This is a genomic window from Acidisoma sp. S159, assembly GCF_009766125.1.
GTDB lineage: Bacteria > Pseudomonadota > Alphaproteobacteria > Acetobacterales > Acetobacteraceae > Acidisoma.
The window spans coordinates 17,664-37,604 of the sequence record NZ_LMUG01000060.1; the positions used below are offsets into that span (position 1 = coordinate 17,664).

General features: G+C 60.1%; 19 protein-coding genes and 1 pseudogene. 13 read left to right on the forward strand and 7 right to left on the reverse strand.

Annotated elements, in window-relative coordinates; genetic code table 11:
• Positions 1-116: 116 nt before the first annotated feature.
• Positions 117-587, reverse strand: coding sequence for a hypothetical protein (locus tag GSQ92_RS30365; protein ID WP_216856889.1), 471 nt, complete (start codon positions 585-587; stop codon positions 117-119).
• A gap of 925 nt (positions 588-1,512) precedes the next feature.
• Positions 1,513-2,535: a hypothetical protein gene (locus tag GSQ92_RS21800; RefSeq protein ID WP_159013939.1), complete on the reverse strand. Its 1,023-nt coding sequence runs from the start codon at positions 2,533-2,535 to the stop codon at positions 1,513-1,515.
• A 422-nt stretch (positions 2,536-2,957) separates the two neighbouring features.
• Here GSQ92_RS21800 and GSQ92_RS21805 point away from each other — a divergent pair, with 422 nt between their 5' ends.
• Positions 2,958-3,398 carry a helix-turn-helix domain-containing protein gene (locus tag GSQ92_RS21805; protein WP_159013940.1) on the forward strand — a complete coding sequence of 147 codons (441 nt, stop codon included), beginning with the start codon at positions 2,958-2,960 and terminating at the stop codon, positions 3,396-3,398.
• Between the two features lie 367 nt (positions 3,399-3,765).
• On the opposite strand, the gene GSQ92_RS21815 is transcribed toward GSQ92_RS21805, so the two are convergent.
• The 4 genes from GSQ92_RS21815 to GSQ92_RS21830 all read right to left on the reverse strand — a co-directional run bounded on the left by GSQ92_RS21815 (position 3,766) and on the right by GSQ92_RS21830 (position 9,915).
• On the reverse strand, positions 3,766-4,743 hold the full coding sequence (locus GSQ92_RS21815; protein ID WP_159013941.1) for a hypothetical protein: 978 nt from the start codon (positions 4,741-4,743) through the stop codon (positions 3,766-3,768).
• 14 nt (positions 4,744-4,757) lie between these two features.
• A complete protein-coding gene (locus tag GSQ92_RS21820; RefSeq protein ID WP_159013942.1) occupies positions 4,758-6,539 on the reverse strand; it encodes a type IV secretion system DNA-binding domain-containing protein in 1,782 nt (593 codons plus the stop codon).
• Positions 6,540-6,684: 145 nt separating this feature from the next.
• Positions 6,685-9,366 (reverse strand): Ti-type conjugative transfer relaxase TraA, encoded by a 2,682-nt coding sequence (gene traA, locus GSQ92_RS21825; RefSeq protein ID WP_159013943.1) that lies wholly within the window; start codon positions 9,364-9,366, stop codon positions 6,685-6,687.
• A gap of 27 nt (positions 9,367-9,393) precedes the next feature.
• Positions 9,394-9,915, reverse strand: coding sequence for a GNAT family N-acetyltransferase (locus GSQ92_RS21830; protein WP_159013944.1), 522 nt, complete (start codon positions 9,913-9,915; stop codon positions 9,394-9,396).
• Positions 9,916-10,139: 224 nt separating this feature from the next.
• Between GSQ92_RS21830 and traD the strand changes: the two genes are divergently transcribed.
• The 10 genes and pseudogenes from traD (at position 10,140) to GSQ92_RS30370 (ending at position 16,564) form a co-directional block, all read left to right on the forward strand.
• Entirely contained in the window at positions 10,140-10,421 is a 282-nt protein-coding gene (gene traD / locus GSQ92_RS21835) for a conjugal transfer protein TraD (protein WP_159013945.1), read from the forward strand.
• Positions 10,422-10,458: 37 nt separating this feature from the next.
• Positions 10,459-10,833 carry a conjugal transfer protein TraD gene (locus GSQ92_RS21840; RefSeq protein ID WP_159013946.1) on the forward strand — a complete coding sequence of 125 codons (375 nt, stop codon included), beginning with the start codon at positions 10,459-10,461 and terminating at the stop codon, positions 10,831-10,833.
• A gap of 527 nt (positions 10,834-11,360) precedes the next feature.
• Positions 11,361-11,693 (forward strand): type IV secretory system conjugative DNA transfer family protein, encoded by a 333-nt coding sequence (locus GSQ92_RS31800; protein WP_371418572.1) that lies wholly within the window; start codon positions 11,361-11,363, stop codon positions 11,691-11,693.
• The gene (locus tag GSQ92_RS21850) at positions 11,576-12,127 is read left to right on the forward strand and encodes a type IV secretory system conjugative DNA transfer family protein (protein ID WP_174247827.1); all 552 of its coding nucleotides are present in this window, start codon (positions 11,576-11,578) and stop codon (positions 12,125-12,127) included. The genes GSQ92_RS31800 and GSQ92_RS21850 overlap by 118 nt, the downstream gene beginning before the upstream one ends.
• A gap of 505 nt (positions 12,128-12,632) precedes the next feature.
• Positions 12,633-13,475: a replication initiation protein gene (locus GSQ92_RS21855; protein WP_159013949.1), complete on the forward strand. Its 843-nt coding sequence runs from the start codon at positions 12,633-12,635 to the stop codon at positions 13,473-13,475.
• Positions 13,476-13,830: 355 nt separating this feature from the next.
• Positions 13,831-14,850: pseudogene (gene tnpC, locus GSQ92_RS21860) on the forward strand (IS66 family transposase); the annotation flags it as partial.
• A 125-nt stretch (positions 14,851-14,975) separates the two neighbouring features.
• Complete coding sequence (locus GSQ92_RS21865) at positions 14,976-15,299, forward strand: type II toxin-antitoxin system RelE/ParE family toxin (protein ID WP_159013950.1); 324 nt, start codon at positions 14,976-14,978, stop codon at positions 15,297-15,299.
• Positions 15,296-15,613, forward strand: coding sequence for a helix-turn-helix transcriptional regulator (locus tag GSQ92_RS21870; protein WP_159013951.1), 318 nt, complete (start codon positions 15,296-15,298; stop codon positions 15,611-15,613). Before GSQ92_RS21865 ends, GSQ92_RS21870 begins: the two co-directional genes overlap by 4 nt.
• A 119-nt stretch (positions 15,614-15,732) precedes the next feature.
• Entirely contained in the window at positions 15,733-16,080 is a 348-nt protein-coding gene (locus GSQ92_RS21875) for a hypothetical protein (RefSeq protein WP_159013952.1), read from the forward strand.
• Between the two features lie 346 nt (positions 16,081-16,426).
• Complete coding sequence (locus tag GSQ92_RS30370) at positions 16,427-16,564, forward strand: hypothetical protein (protein WP_216856890.1); 138 nt, start codon at positions 16,427-16,429, stop codon at positions 16,562-16,564.
• A 129-nt stretch (positions 16,565-16,693) separates the two neighbouring features.
• On the opposite strand, the gene GSQ92_RS21885 is transcribed toward GSQ92_RS30370, so the two are convergent.
• Positions 16,694-18,685 (reverse strand): ATP-binding protein, encoded by a 1,992-nt coding sequence (locus GSQ92_RS21885; protein WP_159013953.1) that lies wholly within the window; start codon positions 18,683-18,685, stop codon positions 16,694-16,696.
• A 391-nt stretch (positions 18,686-19,076) separates the two neighbouring features.
• Here GSQ92_RS21885 and GSQ92_RS21890 point away from each other — a divergent pair, with 391 nt between their 5' ends.
• Together GSQ92_RS21890 and GSQ92_RS21895 are read left to right on the forward strand one after the other, a co-directional pair.
• Positions 19,077-19,265 (forward strand): WGR domain-containing protein, encoded by a 189-nt coding sequence (locus GSQ92_RS21890; protein WP_254066655.1) that lies wholly within the window; start codon positions 19,077-19,079, stop codon positions 19,263-19,265.
• Positions 19,266-19,423: 158 nt separating this feature from the next.
• Positions 19,424-19,738, forward strand: a complete 315-nt coding sequence (locus GSQ92_RS21895) for a hypothetical protein (protein WP_159013954.1) — start codon at positions 19,424-19,426, stop codon at positions 19,736-19,738.
• Positions 19,739-19,941: the final 203 nt, after the last annotated feature.

Below are 19,941 nucleotides of genomic sequence, written 5' to 3' on the forward strand. Positions count from 1 at the left end.
CGGCGGCTGTGTCACCTTGGCCCGGCGGCGGTGGAAGCTAGCGCGGGATAGCCCCAGCGCTTCGCAGACGGCGGCGATCACCCCTCGCTCAGGCGCCAGAGCGGCTACGGCATCCATCAGGACTCCTCGTCGCTGACGATCGGCAGACCCAGAAGCGAAGCCACTTTTTTTTGGATGTCGATGACCGCCTCGGCACGACGGAGCTGGAGCGCGAGACGCTTATTGTCGCGCACCAATTGGGCGTGTTCAACCGCCACGGGATCGATCGGCGCGCATCTGGGGCCGCGCTTGACGGCCTTCAAGGCTTCGTAGGCGCCAGCGTCACGTTGGCGCCGCCAGTCGGTCAGCGCCGACGAATAAAGCCCCTCGCGCCGCAAAATCCCGCCGGCGCCGCCCGGCCCCACGCGGTCGACCTCACGGAGAATTCTGAGCTTGTCGGCAGCTGTGAACGTGCGCCGACGCGGACGGTCCCCAAGTTCGGGCGACGCTGCCGATGGCGCTGAAACCAGCGTCGGCCTAGGGCCATCCTCGTTTTCAGCGCCATCGGCAGCAAAGGGCTTTTCGGATGTCGTGCGGGGCATGACCATGTCGATATTTCACCTGCGCCCTCAAGGCTAAACTTCCCGGACGTCAATGTCTCATCGTCATTGGCACGGAGGGCGGACCCTGACGCCGGCCCGGCACAAGGGCGCGGGCTCCATAGCGGCTCAAAACCGCCAGCGGCTCAGCCGCAGGGCGGTTTAGATGCGAGTGATGGATCTCGGAGGGAGTTGGTCGGGAGCGGGCCGCGCGTCGATCCAAGAACGCAGGAAGGACGTCGGGTAAGCAGCTCGCTGGGAAATCCGCCCGGGTAGTACGTTCGGAACGGGAAGTGTCGCGATGGTGGTACAGGCCATCAATTGGCAGCTTGGCATCTTGTCCGTGTTCATGCCGACACCGTGACCATGCGGACAGAGCTGGCAGAGATGCTGAGACGAGGTCCCGCCCATACTAGCCTCCATCGGCGTCGCTCGTGCGCCGACCGAGAGCGTGGTTGCTAAGGCTAGAAGCAAAGCCATCAGCAAATGCGAGAGCCATCTACTCATGGTGTGGGATACTACTGCTCCATCGATTCCGCCTCAAGTGACGAAATCGCAAAGGAGCCCCCTCAGATGGCCGAGACCACAAGAGGCGATGACTGCTTAGACCCTCTCCATCGGCTAAAACCCTTTTGCTGACGCATGTGCCCGCATGAAGACCCGGCAACACGATAAAGCACGCGTTTGATACCACCACGTCCGGTCAGCGTAGGATGCCAGTATAACCTAGCGAGTAGCGGCCGGCTGGCGGATCGTGCTGCGCCACGCCGGGGATTGGATTCCCTTGTCGGATAGTGACGGCACGGCGCGATTGCCGAACGCCGCTTTCTTCAGGCAAGGCCTCTCAGTTGGCCGAACGAGGCTGCGCCAAGCGTCGAAGTTCGCGGCCTTGCCAACACAGGTCGTAAGATCGAACATCCGCGCAACGAGACACCTAAACCGTCCTTGTCGGACCAACTTGGATCCTCAAAAGAAGTTCTTTCCGACGTTTATTTCGGCGCTGCGCTCGTATCCAGCTCGCAAAAGCTCGTGTTAGGCCGCGGGCAAGCTTCAATCTGAGATCGGCATTCAATGAGTCTGTAAGTCGTAAAATGTGGGCAATTTGCCCAAAAGCGTCGGGATGTTTGCCATCGTTCCATGCTGCCATGGCTCCTACTACGCCTGCGGGAAAAATTGAAACCGCGATTTTTGAGTCGAGCAGAAGAATCATGTTGTCTTTAGATGATCGAAGCCAATACATCTTGTGATAGACCGTCTCGTCATCATCGTCTGGCGTGAGAGGGTTTTCGCCGGCCTTCAGATGGGCCTCAGCAATGCGCTGGCATTGCGCCTCGTGGTTGCTGACCGACTGGAGTTTTACGATAAGCGGCTGAACCCGACTTAGTCTCTCAAGATTTTGAATATGCTGCCCTAGAAGCTCCTTGCCAGAGCCGTCTCTGGTTAGCCTGTTGGCATATTGTTCAAGACTAACTCCGAGCGCATGCGCGCTGTTGTTAAGCATGAATAGAGCGACGGCCGGCCCAAATTCGACCTTGATCTCGTTGCCGTACTTAGTGGGATCGCCGTCAAAACGGCTGAGCATTGCCGCTTGCAAGCGAGGCTCGTCTGAATTGCGGACTGCCACTTCGCCGCGTGTGACGCGCGCCGAAAGTGTCTGAGCGGCGTTAAGGGCAAGAGCAAGGTTCGTCGCTGTGTCCACCGTCAAGACCAAGCGAACTTTTTGGACGTCATCAATGCCATAGTCCGCGGTGCCGTCGCGACGGTTATATTCGATAACGCGTGCGGAGATTGATATCGGATCTCCGACTCCAACTTTTGCTTTGAAAAACGCGCCATTCCAGAGAGTCCACAAATGATCGGTCGCGCGGTCCCCATTCTGAAATCTCACGTCTCTTAGCAGCGCAAAAAAGGGTGGGCGGCCGTCAATCGTTCTAAAGTCGGCAATCTTTGCGATCATTTCAACCCGACTCCCAAGATGGGGAGCGAGAGAGGAACGGACGCCTTTTTCCCCCGGGGTCATGAGCTCGCCAGCCTTGCCTGGAAATGTGTTGCCGATTGTGCCGAAAACGGGCAGGTTCCGGGCTTACATCCTGTAGCGACTACAGGAGCAAGGATTTGAATAGTTCCTGCCTTCCAAGCCGATAACGAAGTCTAATCTGGTTCCCGATAACCCGGCCGCGCTTCCTCCCGTAACTCCGGACCAACCGCATGACGACGGATGAAAACCCCAAGCTACGGACAGAGCTAAAGGTTCTCACTTGGACGCTCGCCCAATGGGAGACGGGAAAACCTGGCGAAGCTTGAAGGGGACGAGGACGATTACCCTCAACACGTCTCGTCTTGGCGGGCGCGGGTAGCCGAAATCGAAAAGGAGCTCCTTTGATCTTGATTGGCGAGCTTTCACGGCTAACTGGTGTCCACGTCGAAACCATTCGCTACTATGAGCGCAGCGGGATCTTGCACAGGGCGCAGCGCACTGAAAACGGCCGGCGATCGTACGGCGACCGCGACGTGCAGCGCCTAACCTTCATCCGCCATGCGCGGAAGCTGGGATTTGAGCTCTCGACGATCCGCGCCCTGCTTGCTTTGCAAGAAAACCCTGCCGAAAGTTGTCAAGAGGTGATCAATATTACCCGTGGCCATTTCGCTACGGTGCAAGATCGGATTACCCGGCTGATCGCGCTTAGAGACGAGTTACGCCGAATGGTCGAAATTTGCGGTGGCGGCCGTGTAGCTGAGTGCCAGATTATCGATGCCCTGAACGGCAGCGTGGGCACAAATGGCGCCAAGCCCCAAGGAAATGGCACGCCGGCCGACTAGCGATCTAGGAGTAATCGGACGCTACACGCGCTGCCGTGCTCGATGGTCGGCATGGTCTGGCGCCAGCCCTTGGCGACCATCAGGCCCGAATTGCTGGCCGCCAGACGATACTAACCGTCTTGCCGTCGACGCGCTTTATCGCGCGCAGCGAAGCATATTTTAGCGAAGTTCTTCCCTTCAAATCATCCAAGGCGGTCGGCCCGCATTTCGGTCTGACCCCGAGCGATACCAATCTGGAGAGACAGATGTGAAGGCCGGATTTCCAAGGTCGGTGACGCCGGCGTGCGGACAGCACTCTACGAAGCAGCCAGTGTCATTCTGACCCGGCCGGTAGCTCGACGCTCGAGAGTTGGGCCGCGCAAACGTATCAACCAAGGAGACCGGCGCGCTGATCAGCGATCACCGCCTGCGTCATGTCACAGCTATATGTCGCGTTGCGCGCCAGCTCGAACCGCGCTGATTGGATGACGTGCGGGATGACCTGATAGTGCTGCCATTCCGGGTTTTTGAATTCGCCATTCTCGAAGCGCAGCGCCACCCACGAAAAATCCTCCCGCCAGCCTCCACTGGGTGCTGGGGGCGTATGATCGTAGAAGTGGAACCGTCCCGGATCGAGCAACGCCGGCTTGCGGCCCAGCAGCCGCCCGATCCTAAACCCCGGCCCCACGCGCCCTGACGACGGCTGGGCGGCAATGGCGCTTGCCTCGCGATAGACGGCCGTCGCCAACCGCTCGATCGCATTGGTGACGCTGATACCAGGACTGCCCCAGCGGTGCGTGAAGCAGACGTGCCAGCTATCCACCTGCGCATCGACCGTCATGAGCGTCCAGACGCCCGCCGTTCCGGCAGCGCCGCCGGGATACAGCTCCCGTGGCGTAAATTCCCGCCAGTTGCGTGTCAGATTCGGCGAAGTCGCATCCTCGAAGGCCACCATTCCCTCCGGCTGACCGATCGGCAAGCTGCACCGCTGGTCGTTGACTGCCTCTTCCACCAGGTTGTGGATGCGTGACCAGGCGGCCGTGGCCTCCTCCATCGTCCTCAGCTCCTCGAAATCCACCACGGGCACGAACACGCCAACATCATGGTCGCTCCTGTCTGGCGGCGCTGATCGGAACAACCATGCCGCATAGTCCTGCACCGTCTCGTGCTGGGACGTGGTGAGGGCGGCCTTGCACACAGCATCATGGTCCTGCCATCGCGCATGAGCATGGGCATAGGCGTCCGACGGCATCTGCCCGGCTTCGATGAGACCTATCGCCTCCTGCTGGGCGCGATCACGCGCGAGGGCATGAGCGTCGTGACGCTCTTGCCAATTCGGATCGTAGTCGGGATTCCGATAGGCCATGGTCCTGCCTCCTTTCACTCAGCCGCGTCCCGGTGGCGTGTCGCGACCGGCACATAGGCTTTGACCCGCGCCGGGAATTCTACCGGCTTGAACGCCACCTGTGACCAGTCGGGGTTGGTCGCCGTCTTGAGGTAGCCGTTGCAGGAAGCAAGCCGCATGATCTCGGAATCCATCACCGCCGGCTCACGATAGATCCGGACGGCCTGGGACGTGCTGGTCGAGGCGTGCTTACCCTGGGTGCGCGAGGTCGTGGTCTCGTCACGCTCGACCTGATGCTCGCCGATCACCTGCGACGCGAATTTGGCCGTGCCGCCGCCCTCGCTCGCCCCGCACCGCAGGATCAGCTTGTTGTCGCAGTTCTCGACGATCGTATGCGCCTCCGCCTCGCCATAGACGGCCCGCACCTGGGCGATGGACTGAATGCCCATCGCGATGCAGCCACCCTTCTTGCGTATCCGTGCCATGGCATCCTTAAGACCTTGGATGCGGCCCAGCGCGTCCAGTTCGTCGATGTGGAACCACATCCGCCGCGACAGCGAGTCCTCGAACGACAGCCCCTCCGAGATCGCCAACCCCATCCAGCACGAGATCAGACCGCGCAGCGCCGGTATCTGCTGGGCGCGGTAGGGCATCCAGAGCGAGCCCTTGCCTTCTCGCATCCAGCGCCGCACCGAGAAGGACGGCCCCTGCACGCGCGCGAGCTGGCGCATGCCCCCCAAGGCCGGCGCCAGCGTTCCCATGACGCTGCCAAACATCTTCTCATTGCCTCCCTCGAAATACCGGTGCGCCGCCGTGCCTTCGCAGAGCGTCGCCAACTTCTCCTTGTCGGCTGTCGCCATCGCCTCGAAGAAGGCGTCCGACGTGCCGAGCCGGTGCTCGTGCCAGGTCTGCAGGCAGGCTGCGAAGATTTCCTGGGCGTATGTGACCCACTCATTGTCCTCGTCCCCCTTGGGGTAAGGCAGCACGGACTCCGCCAGGAAGCGGTAATCGCTGTCCTCCGTGATCTCCGCCAGGATGTCCCACTTGGCGCTGCGGGCATCGGCCGGATTGAGGATCACATCGCCCTCCCGGTAGAACAGGCGCATGGCGCTCCCGTCCGGGTCGGCCACGATATGACGATCGCCACGATGCATGGCGGTGTGCATCAGGGCCAGCAAGGCCACGGATTTGCCCGAACCGGTCACGCCGATCGTCACCAGGTGCTGGGTCTCGGCGGCCGGGTCCAGCATCATCCCAGCCAGGACCGTGCGGCCGGACTTCTCCGCCGCCTGGATGGTTTTGAGGGTATTGCTGAAATGCCGGCGAACCCGCGTGCCCCGCACCACCGAACGATCCTGCACGGGGGCCAGCAAGACGGGGGCTAGGCTGCCGGCCAAAAAGGCCAGTCCCGGCATGGCGAATACCGTCAACAGGATGTTCGGCATGGGCACCCAGGCCATCAGGAAGAACCCGACGATGCCTCCCGCCAGCCATCCGGCAGCGGCCTGCGCCAAGCTGATCCAGTGCCGGTGCCGCGCCGCGACGATCCCGCCATAGACCAGCACACCCGGCAGCACCGCCGCCATGAAGGCGAAAGGATATCCCTCCGCCACCATCGGGGGAAAGCGCCAGACCAGGTAGGCTGAGAAATTATCCCGATACGACCACGCCTCCTGCGTCAGGTTCCACATGTTCATGCGGACCTGCGGCGGCATGACACTCACCATCACGTAATGCCAGGTCAGACCAATGACGGCCAAACCGGCTGCCAGGCTCATCGCGAAGATGAGTGGCTCGTCGTTGTTCTTCGTCTTCATCGTCCCTTCTCCTTGCCAGGTCAGAGCGACCCCAGGATTGCCGTCGCCCTGCCGCCAGCGTTGGACGTTTTGGTGCGAACGGAAACCCGTGGTTCTGACCCGCCGAGGGTCAGAGAGAACGGCGCGAACAGACTGAGCTCTTGGCTCACCTCTCGTTTTCGTGACCTCGATCTTTAGTCTGCCGCCGCTCGGCCGCCGGCTTGTCGCGCTCCTGCATGGCCTGGCGTACCTGGTCCGGCGTCGTCTTCCGGTCCGAGCGGGCCGCCTCGCCCTCTTTGAAGGCTTCCCTGAGCGCCTGCCGATGCGCCTCGGACTCGCTGGCCACCTTGGTTGGTTTTTCCTCCCCGAATTGCTCGCGCAACTGTTCTCGCCGATCGGACGACGTCTCCTTAGGCTTGGGCCGGAAGGTCTTCTGCAAATCCTGCATCCTTTCCTCCTTGCTCATCGGCTGCTCCGCTGCCGCGAAACGCGCCCGCAGCGCCTCGGCACGGTCACGCACGGCGGCGAACACCTGCTCTGCCCGCTCCCAGGCCTCCGACAACCGTTCCCGTCCGCGATCGAGCCAAGCTCGCGCGTTCTCCGCCCAGGCTTTCTCCGTCTCAAAACCACGCCGCTCCGCGAAGTCCAGCGTGCTCACCTTCGGCCGCGCGCGGCTCAGCCGCCGCGACAGGGCGGCCTCGTCCTTAAAATCATCCCGGCCGGCATAAAGCGTCGCGGTCTCCCGGTGCCTGGTCATGCCGACATAGGCCAGGTGTCGGTCCATTCCCCCCGACGCCAGCACGAAGGTCCGATCGACTGTCGCGCCCTGCGCCTTGTGCAGCGTCACCGCATAGCCGTGGTCGATATAGGCGTAGGCGTCCTGCTCGACCGTGACGTGACGCGCTGTGCCCACCTCGTTCTCGGTATCCAGGCGCGCGATTAACGTTCCGTTCTCCGCGTGTTCCACGGTGGCCAGCGTGCCGTTCTTCACCCCGAGGTCGCGGTCGTTCTTCAGGAACACCAGGCGATCGCCGGTCGCGAAGGAACGCTCACCCCGCGCTGTCTGGTATGGTGCTTCCGCTGCCAAAGCACCGGCCCGCTGCCGCTCGGCGCGCACCTGGGCATTGAGGTCCAGCACATCCTGATTTGTATGCGCCAGGATGAGGCTGGTGCCTCCTGCCCGCTCGGCCGCCACGCTGTCGCGCGCGATCGCCGCCTTGGCGGCCTCTCGGTCTTCTACCAGCCGCACATGTCCACGCTCGGCATAAGCCGCCAAACCAACCGCGACCGCCCCCGCCGCAAACGCCTGGCTGGCTTCCCGCGCCCATGGCTCCCGCTGCCGGCGGATAGTCTCGATTTCTGCCACCCCGATCTGCTCGGCCACCGCCCTAAACGCGGCACCGGCCTCGATCGGCTGCAGCTGCCGCGCATCACCCACCAACACCACTTTCGCGCCGGCCGCCTGCGCCACCTCAAGCACCCGGCCCATCTGCCGGCTGCCCACCATGCCCGCCTCGTCGATCACCAGCACATCCCGGCTGGCCAAGACATCGCGGCCATTGCGCCAGCCATATTCGAGCGCATGCAGGGTCCGACTTTCGATGCCGGCGGAGGCTTGCAACGCCTCCGCGGCCTTGCCTGCCAGCGCCGCCCCGCGCACCCGATAGCCCTCGGCCTCCCAGGCCTCCCGCGCTGCTGCGAGCGAGGCCGATTTGCCGGCGCCGGCGGCACCGGCAATGGCGGCAATCTGACCTGGTCCGACAATATGCGCGACCGCCGCACGCTGCTCCTCGGAGAGGCGCTCATGGCGAGACAGGGCAGCCTCGACCCGCGCCGGAGAAACGTCATGGCCCGGTGTCGCGGCAAGCACGTCCGCCGCCGCCATCATCCGCGCCTCGGCCGCGATCATGTCACGCGTCGAGAACCGCGCTGGCTCCCAGCGATCTCCCTCCGACAGACGCACCAATTCCCGGGATGCGTCGAGCTGCGCCAGCGCTGTCCGGAACTGCTCGGGATCGTCCAGATGTTGGTGCAGTTCGCGCGCCATGTCGTGGCGCGTAAACACGGCCTCCCGCTGCGTCAGCGCCTCCAGCACCAGCTCAGGCCGCGCCATAATCCGCGCAGCGTTGTCACGCCGGATTTCCGCGTGATCCTCGACCCGCTCCGGCTCCAAGCCTCGACGATCCATCGCGACGGCATGCACGCCGATATGCTTCGTCGGCGTCAGATCGATCCCGCGCTCGGCGTAGCTCCGCGGATCAGCATGCAGGTCCAATCCGTGCCGTTCCGCCACCGCGTTCAGGCGCTCGGCCAGGACTTCTCGCAGCGCGTAGATCGCGTCATCGCCGACCGCCATGCCGCACTTCTTCTGGTCGGTGTTCGACAGCTCCAGCGCTGCTTTTCCTCGGAACCCTTCCGGGCCGATCTCGCGCGTCGTCATCATCAGATGGACATGGTGGTTACGCTGATCGCCTTCTTTGTCTGGAAGGTGGATCGCCCAGTCCACTGCTACGTCGTAGCGCGTCGCGATCTCTCCCGCCCAGGCGCGGGCCACGTCCTGCCTCTGTTCGGCGGTCATCTCCGCCGGCAGCGCCATTTCTACCTTACGAGCCGTGCGGGAATCTTTTCGTCGCTCCGCCGCCTCCGCTTCATTCCAAAGCTGCTCGCGCGTCCAAGTCGGTCCGCCGCGCGCGGGCATCTCAATTCCGCTCGCGACCACACCGAAGCGGCGCGTGTAGTCATGCGTTTCCTGGGCTCGTTCATCGTAGAGTTTTTCGCCGGAGCGGTAAGCGGCAGCGGCAACCGCACTCTGGCCCGCACCACGGCTGACGTGTCGGCTCGCGTCCATGCGGAATTGCGACCAGGCGAGCATCGGCTAGGCCAGGAGATCGAGGACCATCAGCACCTCGTCCCGGTAATCCCCGCTGCCAACTTTGAGTGCCCGAGGCTCTATCCCGTACTGCCGAAAGCCTAACGTCTCATAGAGAGCGTGAGCAGCCTGATTGCCGCGCGTGACGGTGAGAAGAATCTGCGTCAGCTCGACCTTCTCGCGAGCTCGCGCGATCACCCGCTCAAGTAAAGCTCGGGCGATTCCCCTGCCCTGCCACTCCGGCCGAACATACATCCCCCAGACGGAACCCTTGTGCTGATATTTTCGCCGGCTATGCCACTGAAAGCCGGCTATTCCCACAAGACCCGCTCCATCGACGAAAGCGCCAAACACGATGCCCGACGCGTCAGCAGAGAGAAGGTTTGATAACTCTTCGTCCCTTTTCTGACTCCACTCGTCAAAGGAGGCACTGAATGACTCCGGATGGAGAGCTAATGCCTCCAGCCGCAACTCACGAAAGCTGTGGACCTCGGAGCATTGTAAGGGGCGGATCGAAAGATCAACCAACGAGAACTTCCCGGCTGAACATCGGAGCAAGAGGCAAACGGATCAGCCCGCCCTACAGAAGGCTATCGCGCGGAGTTGCCAAAGGCAACTCGTTAGTGCGCATTTAGACGCCTTCCTCCGCTTCGCTCCGGATGGCTCAATGACGCTTTTCGGCACAGGAGGAGGCTTGGCACCAGCGTCTCTGGCTTGTTAGGCTCGGGGCAGGTCAACCGGAAGAGAACCTTATGGCCCGCAAGCCCCGCGACTTCGATGCTGAACTCCAGGCCCTCATGGACAAAGCCAAGAAGGTTAAAAACCAGAAGACCGTCCAGCTCGGTGAACTCGTCCAACTTACCGGCGCCGATACCCTGCCCCTGGAAGCCCTCGCCGGAGCACTTCTGGCCGCGGTCGATCAGTCAAAAAGCGCCCCCGATACACTCGCGAGGTGGACCGAACAGGGCCAGAGCTTCTTTCAGGGCAGCACCAAGCGCGGGAAGAAAGCTTCAACCGGCGACACTGCTCCTTGAGCTCCAGGCCGCCAGCCGCCAGCTCCGGCGTCTAACCGTGCAAAGGAACCGCCTCGATGCCTCTCGTGCTCGTGCCGACACGCGGCAGTGGGTGCAGGATCGGCGGACGCGAACACGTCATCTCATCGAGCTCGGCGGTCTCGTCCACAAGGCGGGCCTAGTCGATCTCCTCGACGATGATCGCGCGACCCTCCTCGGCGCCTTCCTCGACATCGCCAACCAGCTTCGGATCGGCGAGGAGGGTGACGACCGCAACCCTCAGCAATTGGCGGCAGCCTGGCGCCGACGCGGGCTCCGCGCGTTTGATGCCGACAAGGAAGCCATAGCGATGGCGCCGCCATCCGACCGGGTGAAGAACAACGTTCGCGCTGAAAAGAACCTTCGGCTGCCGCCTGACGAGACGCCTGCGTGAGCAGAAAGCCGACCAACATAACGCCAGCTAAAGGCCGACAAAGCCCAACTCGCTGAGACTGAACGCAAGCTAAGATACCCGACGCAGATCATCGCCGGCCGCCTGCTCTTCGACGCCGCATCCAAAGACAAGCGGTGGTCCCGTCATCTCTCGGTGCTGCTGTTACGGATCGATCGGCCGATCGACAAAGAGCCCCTCGAGGGCTGGAGCATCGAACAGTACAAAGCGGAAGGTGGCAAATCAACAATCGCAAGACCACCGCTATTGAGTCGGGTGACGACGCGACAGCAGACGAACCAACCAGGAAGGCTCCGTCTTCGGATCATGCGGCCTGCGGAACACGCAGGATGCGCTCGCCTGCGGCTCTTGCCGTCTACCACTTAGCAGCGTTTCCCTAACCTTTGGCGTAGCCCGCGCCGATAGTGTTGCGGACTAGGATCGCCCTCCTCCAACATCCCTGGCTTCCTCAACGGCTGGAATCCGCTTGAGCCGAAGTTCGTCAATCGGACCTGCAGGGTCGCGCCGTGGTGCAGAGCTGGCAGGAACGCGCCACGGTCATCAAACACCACGCGCGATCTGCTCCGCCTGATGCTTCTGTGCTGGGCTGGTTGCGGGGCACCAAGCACCTCGCGGATGGCCGCTTCCGGCAGGGCGGTCATGTCCTCATCTGCGCGCCAACTGGCGCGGGCAAGGACCTCGGCGCCGTCATCCAAAACCTGCTGGATTATCCCGGCTCGGCCTCGTGCTCGACTTCAAAGGCAAGAATTACGCCGTCACAGCCGCAACACGCCGCGCGGCCGGCCAGGACGTCGTCCCGATCGATCCGTTCGGCATTACTGGCGCCCGGACTCATGGCATGAACTGGCTTGATGCCTTGAATCCCGATGACTCCGATGTCGTGGCACTGGCCGCCCTGCCGCCCGAGCGGCGCTCCATGGCCGAGCTCAGAAACATCGTCACCGCCTCTGAGATGACTGGGCGGAAGTCCTCGCCGACATGCTGGCCCTCCCGCGGGCAGCGGATTGTCGCCCGCACCGCGACCGCGCATCTCAATCGCCCGGAACATGGCTCCGTTCTCTCGACCGTCGTGCGTCATACCGCCTGGCTCGATGACCCGCGCCTGGTGGCGGCCTTCAGTCGCAGCGACTTCGATCTGCGCTACCTCGAGCGCCCCACAATGACGTCTATCTCACTCTGCCCCAGATCATCTTTGCGCCTGCCTGGGCTTCGTCCGCGGCTTCATTGGCAACGCCATAGCCGCGAACTAAGGGCGCCCGGCTCAGGGCCTCGCTAAGCCGCAAGTATCACTGCTGAGCTAACTTTGGTTATCAGCTGCTTTGCTAGCCTCCGCAGATGCAGAACACGCAAAGGCAAGATTATCCACAGGCTAAATTATCCACATAGTAGTTTCAAGATTCTAAGTTCATAGATTCGTCCACCAAAGTAAGAACGATATCAATAACTTGTGGGCGTTAGAGTAACTTGGTGGGGGGGGAACGTAACCTATTGGGGGCTTAACGTAACTTTTTGGGGGTTTAGCCCAACCTGATGGGGGTAGAGTCGAAGCTTTCCTGCGAGCGGACTACGAGCCTCGAATTTGAGGTTTAGGGACCGGCTGCGGTTCTGATCCCTAGACAGGGTATATTTGAGATTCTTGGCTGTCCCTTAACTCGTATCGTAACCTTTGGGGGGCATTGCCTAAGATTCAGGTGAGATAACAGGCTTAACGTAACCTTTTGGGGGCGGCCGATCATAACCCATTCTTGACACTGAGTTACGATAACATTACGCGTGACGGTGTGAACTACCGCACCATAGATCAAAAACCGAACGGCGATGACTTCGCTAAAGCCCGTGAACTAATCGAAATTCGCGGAACGAGTGGCCTGTCGCTTCAGGACAGGCGTGTCATGAATGCTCTCTATGCGAATGCTGGTCAAAGACTTTGCGACGAAGTCGAGCACGTTATCTCGTTAGCCGATCTCCGCGGGCCACATAAAGGTGGCGAGCGCGTAAAGGATTCCGTACGTCGCCTCATGCGTACGCTAGTTGAGGTTCCTACGCTTGACCGCAAGGGTAACCCGGCAACCAAAATGGTGCAGATATTATCCGAGACAACCGTCAGCGATGACGACGACAATCCTGCAGGAATGGTTATCTATTCTTTCTCGCATGGCATGCGCGCAATCATCAAGGATTCTACATTATGGGGACGTGTTCGCAGCAGTGTGATCTTTGCCTTTACGTCTAAGTATTCGCTTGCGCTCTATGAGCTGATTTCGGCGCGCATCAACTTGAAGCACATGTGGCAGGAGGAATTCGGCGTTGACGATTTGCGCTCCCTGCTGGGCGTGCCGGATGGGAAATTAGAGCGTACCCCTAACTTGCTCCAAAAGGTCATCACACCAGCTGTTCTTGAGGTTAATGGGCTTGCTGATTTCGGTGTAAAAATTGACGTCATCCGTGAAGGCGGAAAGGTGCGCGGACTGGTAACCGGCTTCCGGGTATCGTGGTGGCGAAAAAACGAACACGAGCTGAAGTCTGCGTTCAGTGAAATAAAGCGTAGCAAAATAGGACGAATCGCTCGGCTGCGGGGAGATGAGGTTTCGGTAGTAAAGTTAGAGTTTCCTGTTGTTTCATAGCAGCTTGCGCGAGGGGGACGGGAAAACTCGGCTTGGGATCTGGCTGCGAAACCATCTCCAAGCCGCGAGAAGAGGAATACACAATCGTCATAGGCAAGGTCTTTCTTGTCTCGATGTCGGTGCGCCTCTTTAAGCTAGGGTGCAAAGCCGAGGCGTCAAAGCCCCCGACCAACTCATAGGGCCATAGTGAGTTATAATTTCGAGAATTTGTTTGCGCCGGACTTCGAAGACTTGAGCCGAGATCTACTTGAACGCGAGTTTGGCACACGGTTTGAAACATTTGGGCGTGGCCCCGACGGCGGTATTGACGGACGCCACGCTGTAGCTAATGGATCGGTAATTCTCCAAGCGAAGCATTAACCGCCGGGCCGAGCGTTATGGCCGCGAGGGAGTGCCGCTCAGCCTGTCTACCCTGGCTGACCAGGTCGGCGCCTGCACCGCTGTGCTGATGCCGTTGTTCTAATGCCTGCAGGCCCAAATCATGGCCGCCGAACGGCTGCATGGCGACGACACAACCGTGCCGGTGCTGGCGCGGAGCAGGACCGACATCGCCCGGCTCTGGACCTACGTGCGTGACGACCGACCGTTTGGCGGTCCCGCGCCGCCAGGAGCGGTGTTCTACTACTCGCGTGACCGGGGCGGCGAACATCCGCAGGATCATCTGGCAGGATACAGCGGCATCCTCCAGGCCGACGCCTATGGTGGCTACGGCAAGCTTTACGACGCTGGGCGCAAACCCGGGTTGATCTTGGAGGCCGCTTGTTGGGCCCACGCACGCCGGAAGTTCTTTGTCCTGGCCGATGTCATGGGCAGCGCGCGCCGGGCTGCACAGGGCAAAAGCCCGGCGGTGCTGTCGCCGATCTGCCTGGAGGCTATGCAGCGCATTGACGCCCTGTTCGACATCGAACGCGACATCAACGGCCACAGCCCGGAAGACCGTCGAACGACCCGCCAGGCCTCGTCGGCGGCGCTGGTGGCCGACCTGCACCGATGGCTGGGTGAGCAACGCGCCAGGCTCGCGCGCGGCAACGACGTCGCACGCGCCATCGACTACCTGCTAAAGCGCTGGACGGCGTTCACTCGATTCCTGGACGATGGACGGATCTGCGTGTCGAACAATGCCGCCGAACGCGCCCTGAGAGGGGTCGCTCTCGGACGTAAGTCATGGTTGTTCTGCGGCTCGGACCGTGGCGGACAGCGCGCCGCGGTGATGTACAGCCTGATCGTCACCGCCAAGATGAATGACGTCGATCCGCAAGCCTGGATCGCCGATGTGCTGGCTCGCATCGCAGAGCATCCAGTTCAGCGTCTCGGCGACCTGCTGCCCTGGAACTGGGAGGGAGCCAAAACTAAGAACACCAGTCAGACCGCCTGAGCCCCGCACTAACCGCCCCCGTTAACACCGCGGTCCTCGGCAGAGGCTTACGCAGAACCCAGCCTGCAAGAGGTGCGAAAGCGGGCGGCAGCTTGCAATTTATACCAAAAAGGATATATTTTGGTATGGCATGGACGGTTGAATTCATCGATGAAGGCGTAAGAGACGCCCTTACGGCAATGCCGCCTGACATCCAGGCGGCTTTCCGCCGCATCGTCGAGTTGATCGGCAGCTACGGCCTCGAACGGATGCGCGAACCCTACGTGAAGCATCTGGAGGGGCCGGTCTGGGAAATGCGGATGAAGGGCAAGGACGGCATCGCGCGCGCCGCCTACGTGACCGCCACAGGCCGCCGTGTCGTCGTCGTGCATGTCTTCCCGAAGAAGACCCAGAAAACGCCACGCCGTGAAATTGAGACAGCCCTGCGAAGGGCGAAGGAGGTAAAATGAACCGCAAGTTTATCCCGGTCGAGGAGGCGTTCCGCGAGTGGGAAAAGAACCCGGAATTCCGGGCAGCCTATGACGCTCTTGAAGACGAATTCGCCCTTGCCGGCGCGCTGATCAAGGCGCGCGGCGAAGCCGACATGACGCAGGAACAGGTCGCCCAGGCGATGGGGACGACGCAGGCCGTGGTTGCCCGGCTCGAAAGCGGCCGCTCAATGCCGTCGACACGCACCCTTGAGCGGTTCGCCAAGGCGACCGGGACGCGGCTGCGCATCAGCTTTGAACCGGAAAAACCCGCTACAGGTCCGGCGCATCGCTGAAGACCTGGCCCGTATGAGAGCTACCGCTAGGAGGGTAGAGGCGCATGGCCAGAATAAACGCGATCGATATGCGCTTGCTCGACGATGTATTCGCTTCGCCCAGAGGGCCGGGATACGTATTGGATTTCAGCGACCGCACCTTTGCCGATTTTTTCAGCGAGGAACTTCGTGTCGACATCGACGATCCAAAATATTTTCAGGGTGGCGGCTCGAAAGGACGGCGGCTGCGCGCCTTCTTGCAGATCGAGCAGGAACCGCTGGCGGCCCGCGGACTGAGGAAACTTTGGGAATATCGGGACGCGATCAACGGGCCCGCCTCCAGCACGGACGAGAAGCCCGACATCAGGACGACCGGTTCTCTAACCTGGTTCATGCGATGGACGGCAAAGGCGGTGTCGGTCGGCCGCAGCCAAAAGGCCCGTCGCCCACTACTGTCAATCCCTCTCAACCGGCGCTGGCGGAACTAAACAGACAGTTGCTTAAGCTGACTTCGTTAAAGGCTCAGGAACGCGGTTTCGCCTTCGAGGGCTTTCTGTCAGATCTGTTTTCCCTTTATGAACTCGCTCCGCGCCGATCCTTCCGCAACACCGGAGAGCAGATCGACGGCAGTTTCGAGCTTCACCTCCAAAAAATTTCTGCTGGAAGCCAAATGGCAGGATGCAAGAACCGGTCAAGCGGACCTGCTCGTATTTGCCGGCAAAGTGGAGGGTAAGGCGCAATGGTCCCGAGGCCTATTCGTCAGCTATAGCGGATTTAGTGACGAGGGTCTTGCCGCCTTTGCCGCCGGCAGGCTGTCGAACGAGTATCGTCTGCATGGACGGCCTCGACCTGACGCAGGTGGTGTCCGGAGGCCTGAACTTCATCGATGTTATCCAGAAGAAGAAACGCCGCGCGGCGGAAACTAACCGTGCCTTTGTTCCCGTGCGCGAGCTTTTTATGTCGGTCACGTGAGCGGCGGTCGTCGGGACGTCTCGCACGACCCGAATAAGAAAATTCCTCTTTCAGGCTCCGGCACGACGCGAAGCGGCGGCCGGACCTTCGGCCCCTTCGGAGGTGTAAGTCCAATACGGGGGCTGGATTCTAGTCATTATATTCGATGGCTTCCTCAGCCATCTGGTCAACTACATCTGGAATTTCCGCGTGGCGAAGCGGGTCGGGATCAAGATCGGTAAGCCCGAGCTTCTGGAAGAAGATTCCTTGCCGCAGCTTCGCGTCTCTGAGCAGTTTTTCGTAAGGGATAATTTCAACATATGCGGCTTCACCACTGATATATCCGAACCGACCCTCACCATCGGGCGTGGTCTTGAGACTAAAATCTCTGATCTCACGCAACAGGGTGTCAGTTAAATCGGCAACGATATAGCAATGATAGGCTGCGCCCTTCAATCGGGCTGGGGAACTCCGGCCGCGGGAGTCGGTGACGCTGTTAGACGTTCGCAGATAATCGACGTAATCCCCGATCTGCCGGACCGGGTTGTCATTGCCGTTGTAGTCGTTGCGGTTCGGGCGTTTAAATTCGACTAATACAACCGTGTTGCTGGCTTCGCCTTCACCGCGCCAGGCGAAGCACGTGTCATAAAAGAATGTGATATCTGGCCGCTCTTTTTTGTTAATATCGACGTAGGATTTGAGTCTTCGATCGGAACTAAAATAGGCAAAGAATGCGAGCCGATCGTCGACCATCCAAAGGTTATGGTCGTCAAATTCCATCTTTGTGCTGTCATTTCCCATCGGGCAGATCAGGCTATGCAACGCGGCTTCTCGATGGGGTTTTTCAGCCTCGGCATCCTCAAACTCGCGCAGATGGCCGAACAGGTCGAGGACCGCTTTGCGGCGCAGAACGTATTCAGCAAGCACGCCCTTCTGATCGACAGAGATCATGCCGCGGTATGCGTCTATGCTGGCCTCGATGTCGGACGACATGGCGCCTTGCTTGCTGATTTCCGCGCCCAAGCGGTTAATCCGGCCTTGCCGCCTGAAGCGGGCGCGCGCCATTTCAAGGAAGACATCTTCGGCTGAGCCGCTTCCCGGCTTCAGCTTTTTGACGAAATCATCCATCTCATCGCGGATGAACAGGAACTGGGGATAGCTGTTCAGCAGGCCTACCGTAGTGGTCCGTTTTTCATCAAGAACTTTATCAACCTGCTCCTGGAGAAAGCCAGTCACTAACGGGATCAATTGGCGCCGGATCACGGAAAGCTCATCGCTAGAGAGTGTAAGGCCTGTGCGTTCTGAGTTCACATGCCTGTCTAGATAGGGGCTCGACGCACAACCCACGTAGACCTGGTCCTTATCAAGGAGTGTCAGGCCAAGGGTCTGATCAAGACTCGACTCATCCGCAGCCCGATCATTTCCAAATAAGAGCATACGATTGTAGCCCTTGCCGGTCCGGAGTCTCTTCGAAACCTTAAGATGTCGGATGACAAACGTCTGCGGAGCGTCCTCAAAGTCGAGCTTGATATCTACCTCGTCCAGATTTGAAGCGCCGATATGCTCGCCATAATAGGTTGCGAGATTTATCACCTTGGAGCCGTCTTCGATTGAGATAGAAACGGGATTGTCTGCTACGACATAGAGGAGAAAGTGCGATGCCAGCTTTTGCAGTATCGTATCTGGATCGGTAGGGCATTTGTGCAGGAATGCCGTCTTGAAGTCTTTGAGCGACACGCAGGTGCCGCGCGGTGATGGGCAGGCCGGTCGGGGTTCGCACACGCGGACCTGTTCATCGTCGGTAAGCCGGAAATCGAACGATCGTTTTACCGGCCCGTCGAGCGAATCGTAAGTTGAATCCACTTCGATGACCGAAAAGACTTTCAGCCACCCGAGCCTGCCCGTTCCTTTTCCACCACGCACTATTTTATGGCGGCTGTCGGGACGCAGGAACGAGCGAAAATTTTCCTCGTCCAGGCCAATACCATTGTCCTCGATTATGAAGCCGGCTACCTCGCTTCTCTCCTCCGCGAAATCTTCGCGCAGGATCGTCACCTTGATCCTGCCCTCTGCCCCAGCACGCTCTTTGTATCGATCATCAACCGCATGCAGCGCATTATGAACTGCTTCAAACAGCGGCATGAGTGAGTTATCGGCGGACGGCCGTAGGGGTAGTCGCTCGACCCGGCCGACGATGTCAGTGGTCAGACTAGGCATCGAAGAGACTTTCTTCCCTGCGGCTGCCGACCGTCGGAAGCCGCGCGTTGCCATAACCTAGTCGTAACGGTCTGGCGCGGCAATGCAGGCTCTTGCTTAACATCTCGGCGCCGGCGGTGTTACACTATTGCTATTAGTGCAACGCTTTAGATCGTATTTGCAGGTCGCCTTTTCTGCTCGCCGCAGGCCTTCAAAATCGTTACGTTTCTCGCGTGAAGATGACCATACGTCAAAAATCGACACTGCCCGGCCCCATCCAGCTGCCGCTTTTTGCGGAAGAAGCGTCGCTTATCCGCATCCGGCCGGCAGAGAACGAGTGGCGATATTAGAGGATGGAAATCTGGCCGGACCTCTTCGGCCGCGTCATGCTCATCGCCAGTGGGGCCGCACCGGCACGGAAGGGCATCGCCGCCTCGATCTTCACCCTGACCGCGGCGCCGCCTGCAACGCCCTGGCGGAAATTCTGCGAGCCAAGCGGCGTCGCGGTTATCAGGACCGCACGTGATGATGGACAAAACGCTGCCCGTTGGTTCACAACCGGCAGTCCGTGAACTAAACAAGTTTCTGCAAAAGACTTTGTCTTTGCTCATTAGGTAGCTGATAACCTTAGTAATTTTTCTTGTACAACTTAAAATAACAGGTCTACCGGTCGAGCTTCATGCCGTGAAGTTCTACCTTCTATTTGTCGCGCTACGAGACAATGAGGCCAATCTCACCAGGGTCAGCTACGACAAAATAGTAGACTACACAGGAGTCGACCGAAACCGGATCAAATCCGGCCTGAGCCTATTGGCTGCAAACAGCCTGGTCCATATTGAACACATGCCCGTTCTTGGAATCGATTACGGGGTATCTAACGCCTACAGATTGCCCCAGCTCGATCCATACGTTCATCAGGGAACGCGCGGGCGTGGGTTGGATAGCGGACTTGCAGAGCTTTTAGGCGGATCGGCCCCGTTCGGGGCTGGAAAACAATGACCGGCACGCGGCGGCAGCACCATGTCTGGAGAAGCTATCTGCAGGCTTAGGCCACCAATGATAAAACTTTCGGCCTGCAAGACGGCAAGATTTTTGAGACCGGCACAATCAATGTCGCCGTTGAACTAGGGTCAGGACCCATTAATTGCTTGCTTCGGCTCGGCGCATTGTGATTCTGGAGATGGCGGGAGGATACCGTCATG

What these genes read in the sequence shown, in the direction of transcription:
- GSQ92_RS30365 (WP_216856889.1), bottom strand. Translation starts at nt 587, where the DNA reads ATGGTCATGCCCCGCACGACATCCGAAAAGCCCTTTGCTGCCGATGGC.
- GSQ92_RS21800 (WP_159013939.1), bottom strand. Translation starts at nt 2,535, where the DNA reads ATGATCGCAAAGATTGCCGACTTTAGAACGATTGACGGCCGCCCACCC.
- GSQ92_RS21815 (WP_159013941.1), bottom strand. Translation starts at nt 4,743, where the DNA reads ATGGCCTATCGGAATCCCGACTACGATCCGAATTGGCAAGAGCGTCAC.
- GSQ92_RS21820 (WP_159013942.1), bottom strand. Translation starts at nt 6,539, where the DNA reads ATGAAGACGAAGAACAACGACGAGCCACTCATCTTCGCGATGAGCCTG.
- traA (WP_159013943.1), bottom strand. Translation starts at nt 9,366, where the DNA reads ATGGACGCGAGCCGACACGTCAGCCGTGGTGCGGGCCAGAGTGCGGTT.
- traD (WP_159013945.1), top strand. Translation starts at nt 10,140, where the DNA reads ATGGCCCGCAAGCCCCGCGACTTCGATGCTGAACTCCAGGCCCTCATG.
- GSQ92_RS21865 (WP_159013950.1), top strand. Translation starts at nt 14,976, where the DNA reads ATGGCATGGACGGTTGAATTCATCGATGAAGGCGTAAGAGACGCCCTT.
- GSQ92_RS21870 (WP_159013951.1), top strand. Translation starts at nt 15,296, where the DNA reads ATGAACCGCAAGTTTATCCCGGTCGAGGAGGCGTTCCGCGAGTGGGAA.
- GSQ92_RS30370 (WP_216856890.1), top strand. Translation starts at nt 16,427, where the DNA reads ATGGACGGCCTCGACCTGACGCAGGTGGTGTCCGGAGGCCTGAACTTC.
- GSQ92_RS21885 (WP_159013953.1), bottom strand. Translation starts at nt 18,685, where the DNA reads ATGCCGCTGTTTGAAGCAGTTCATAATGCGCTGCATGCGGTTGATGAT.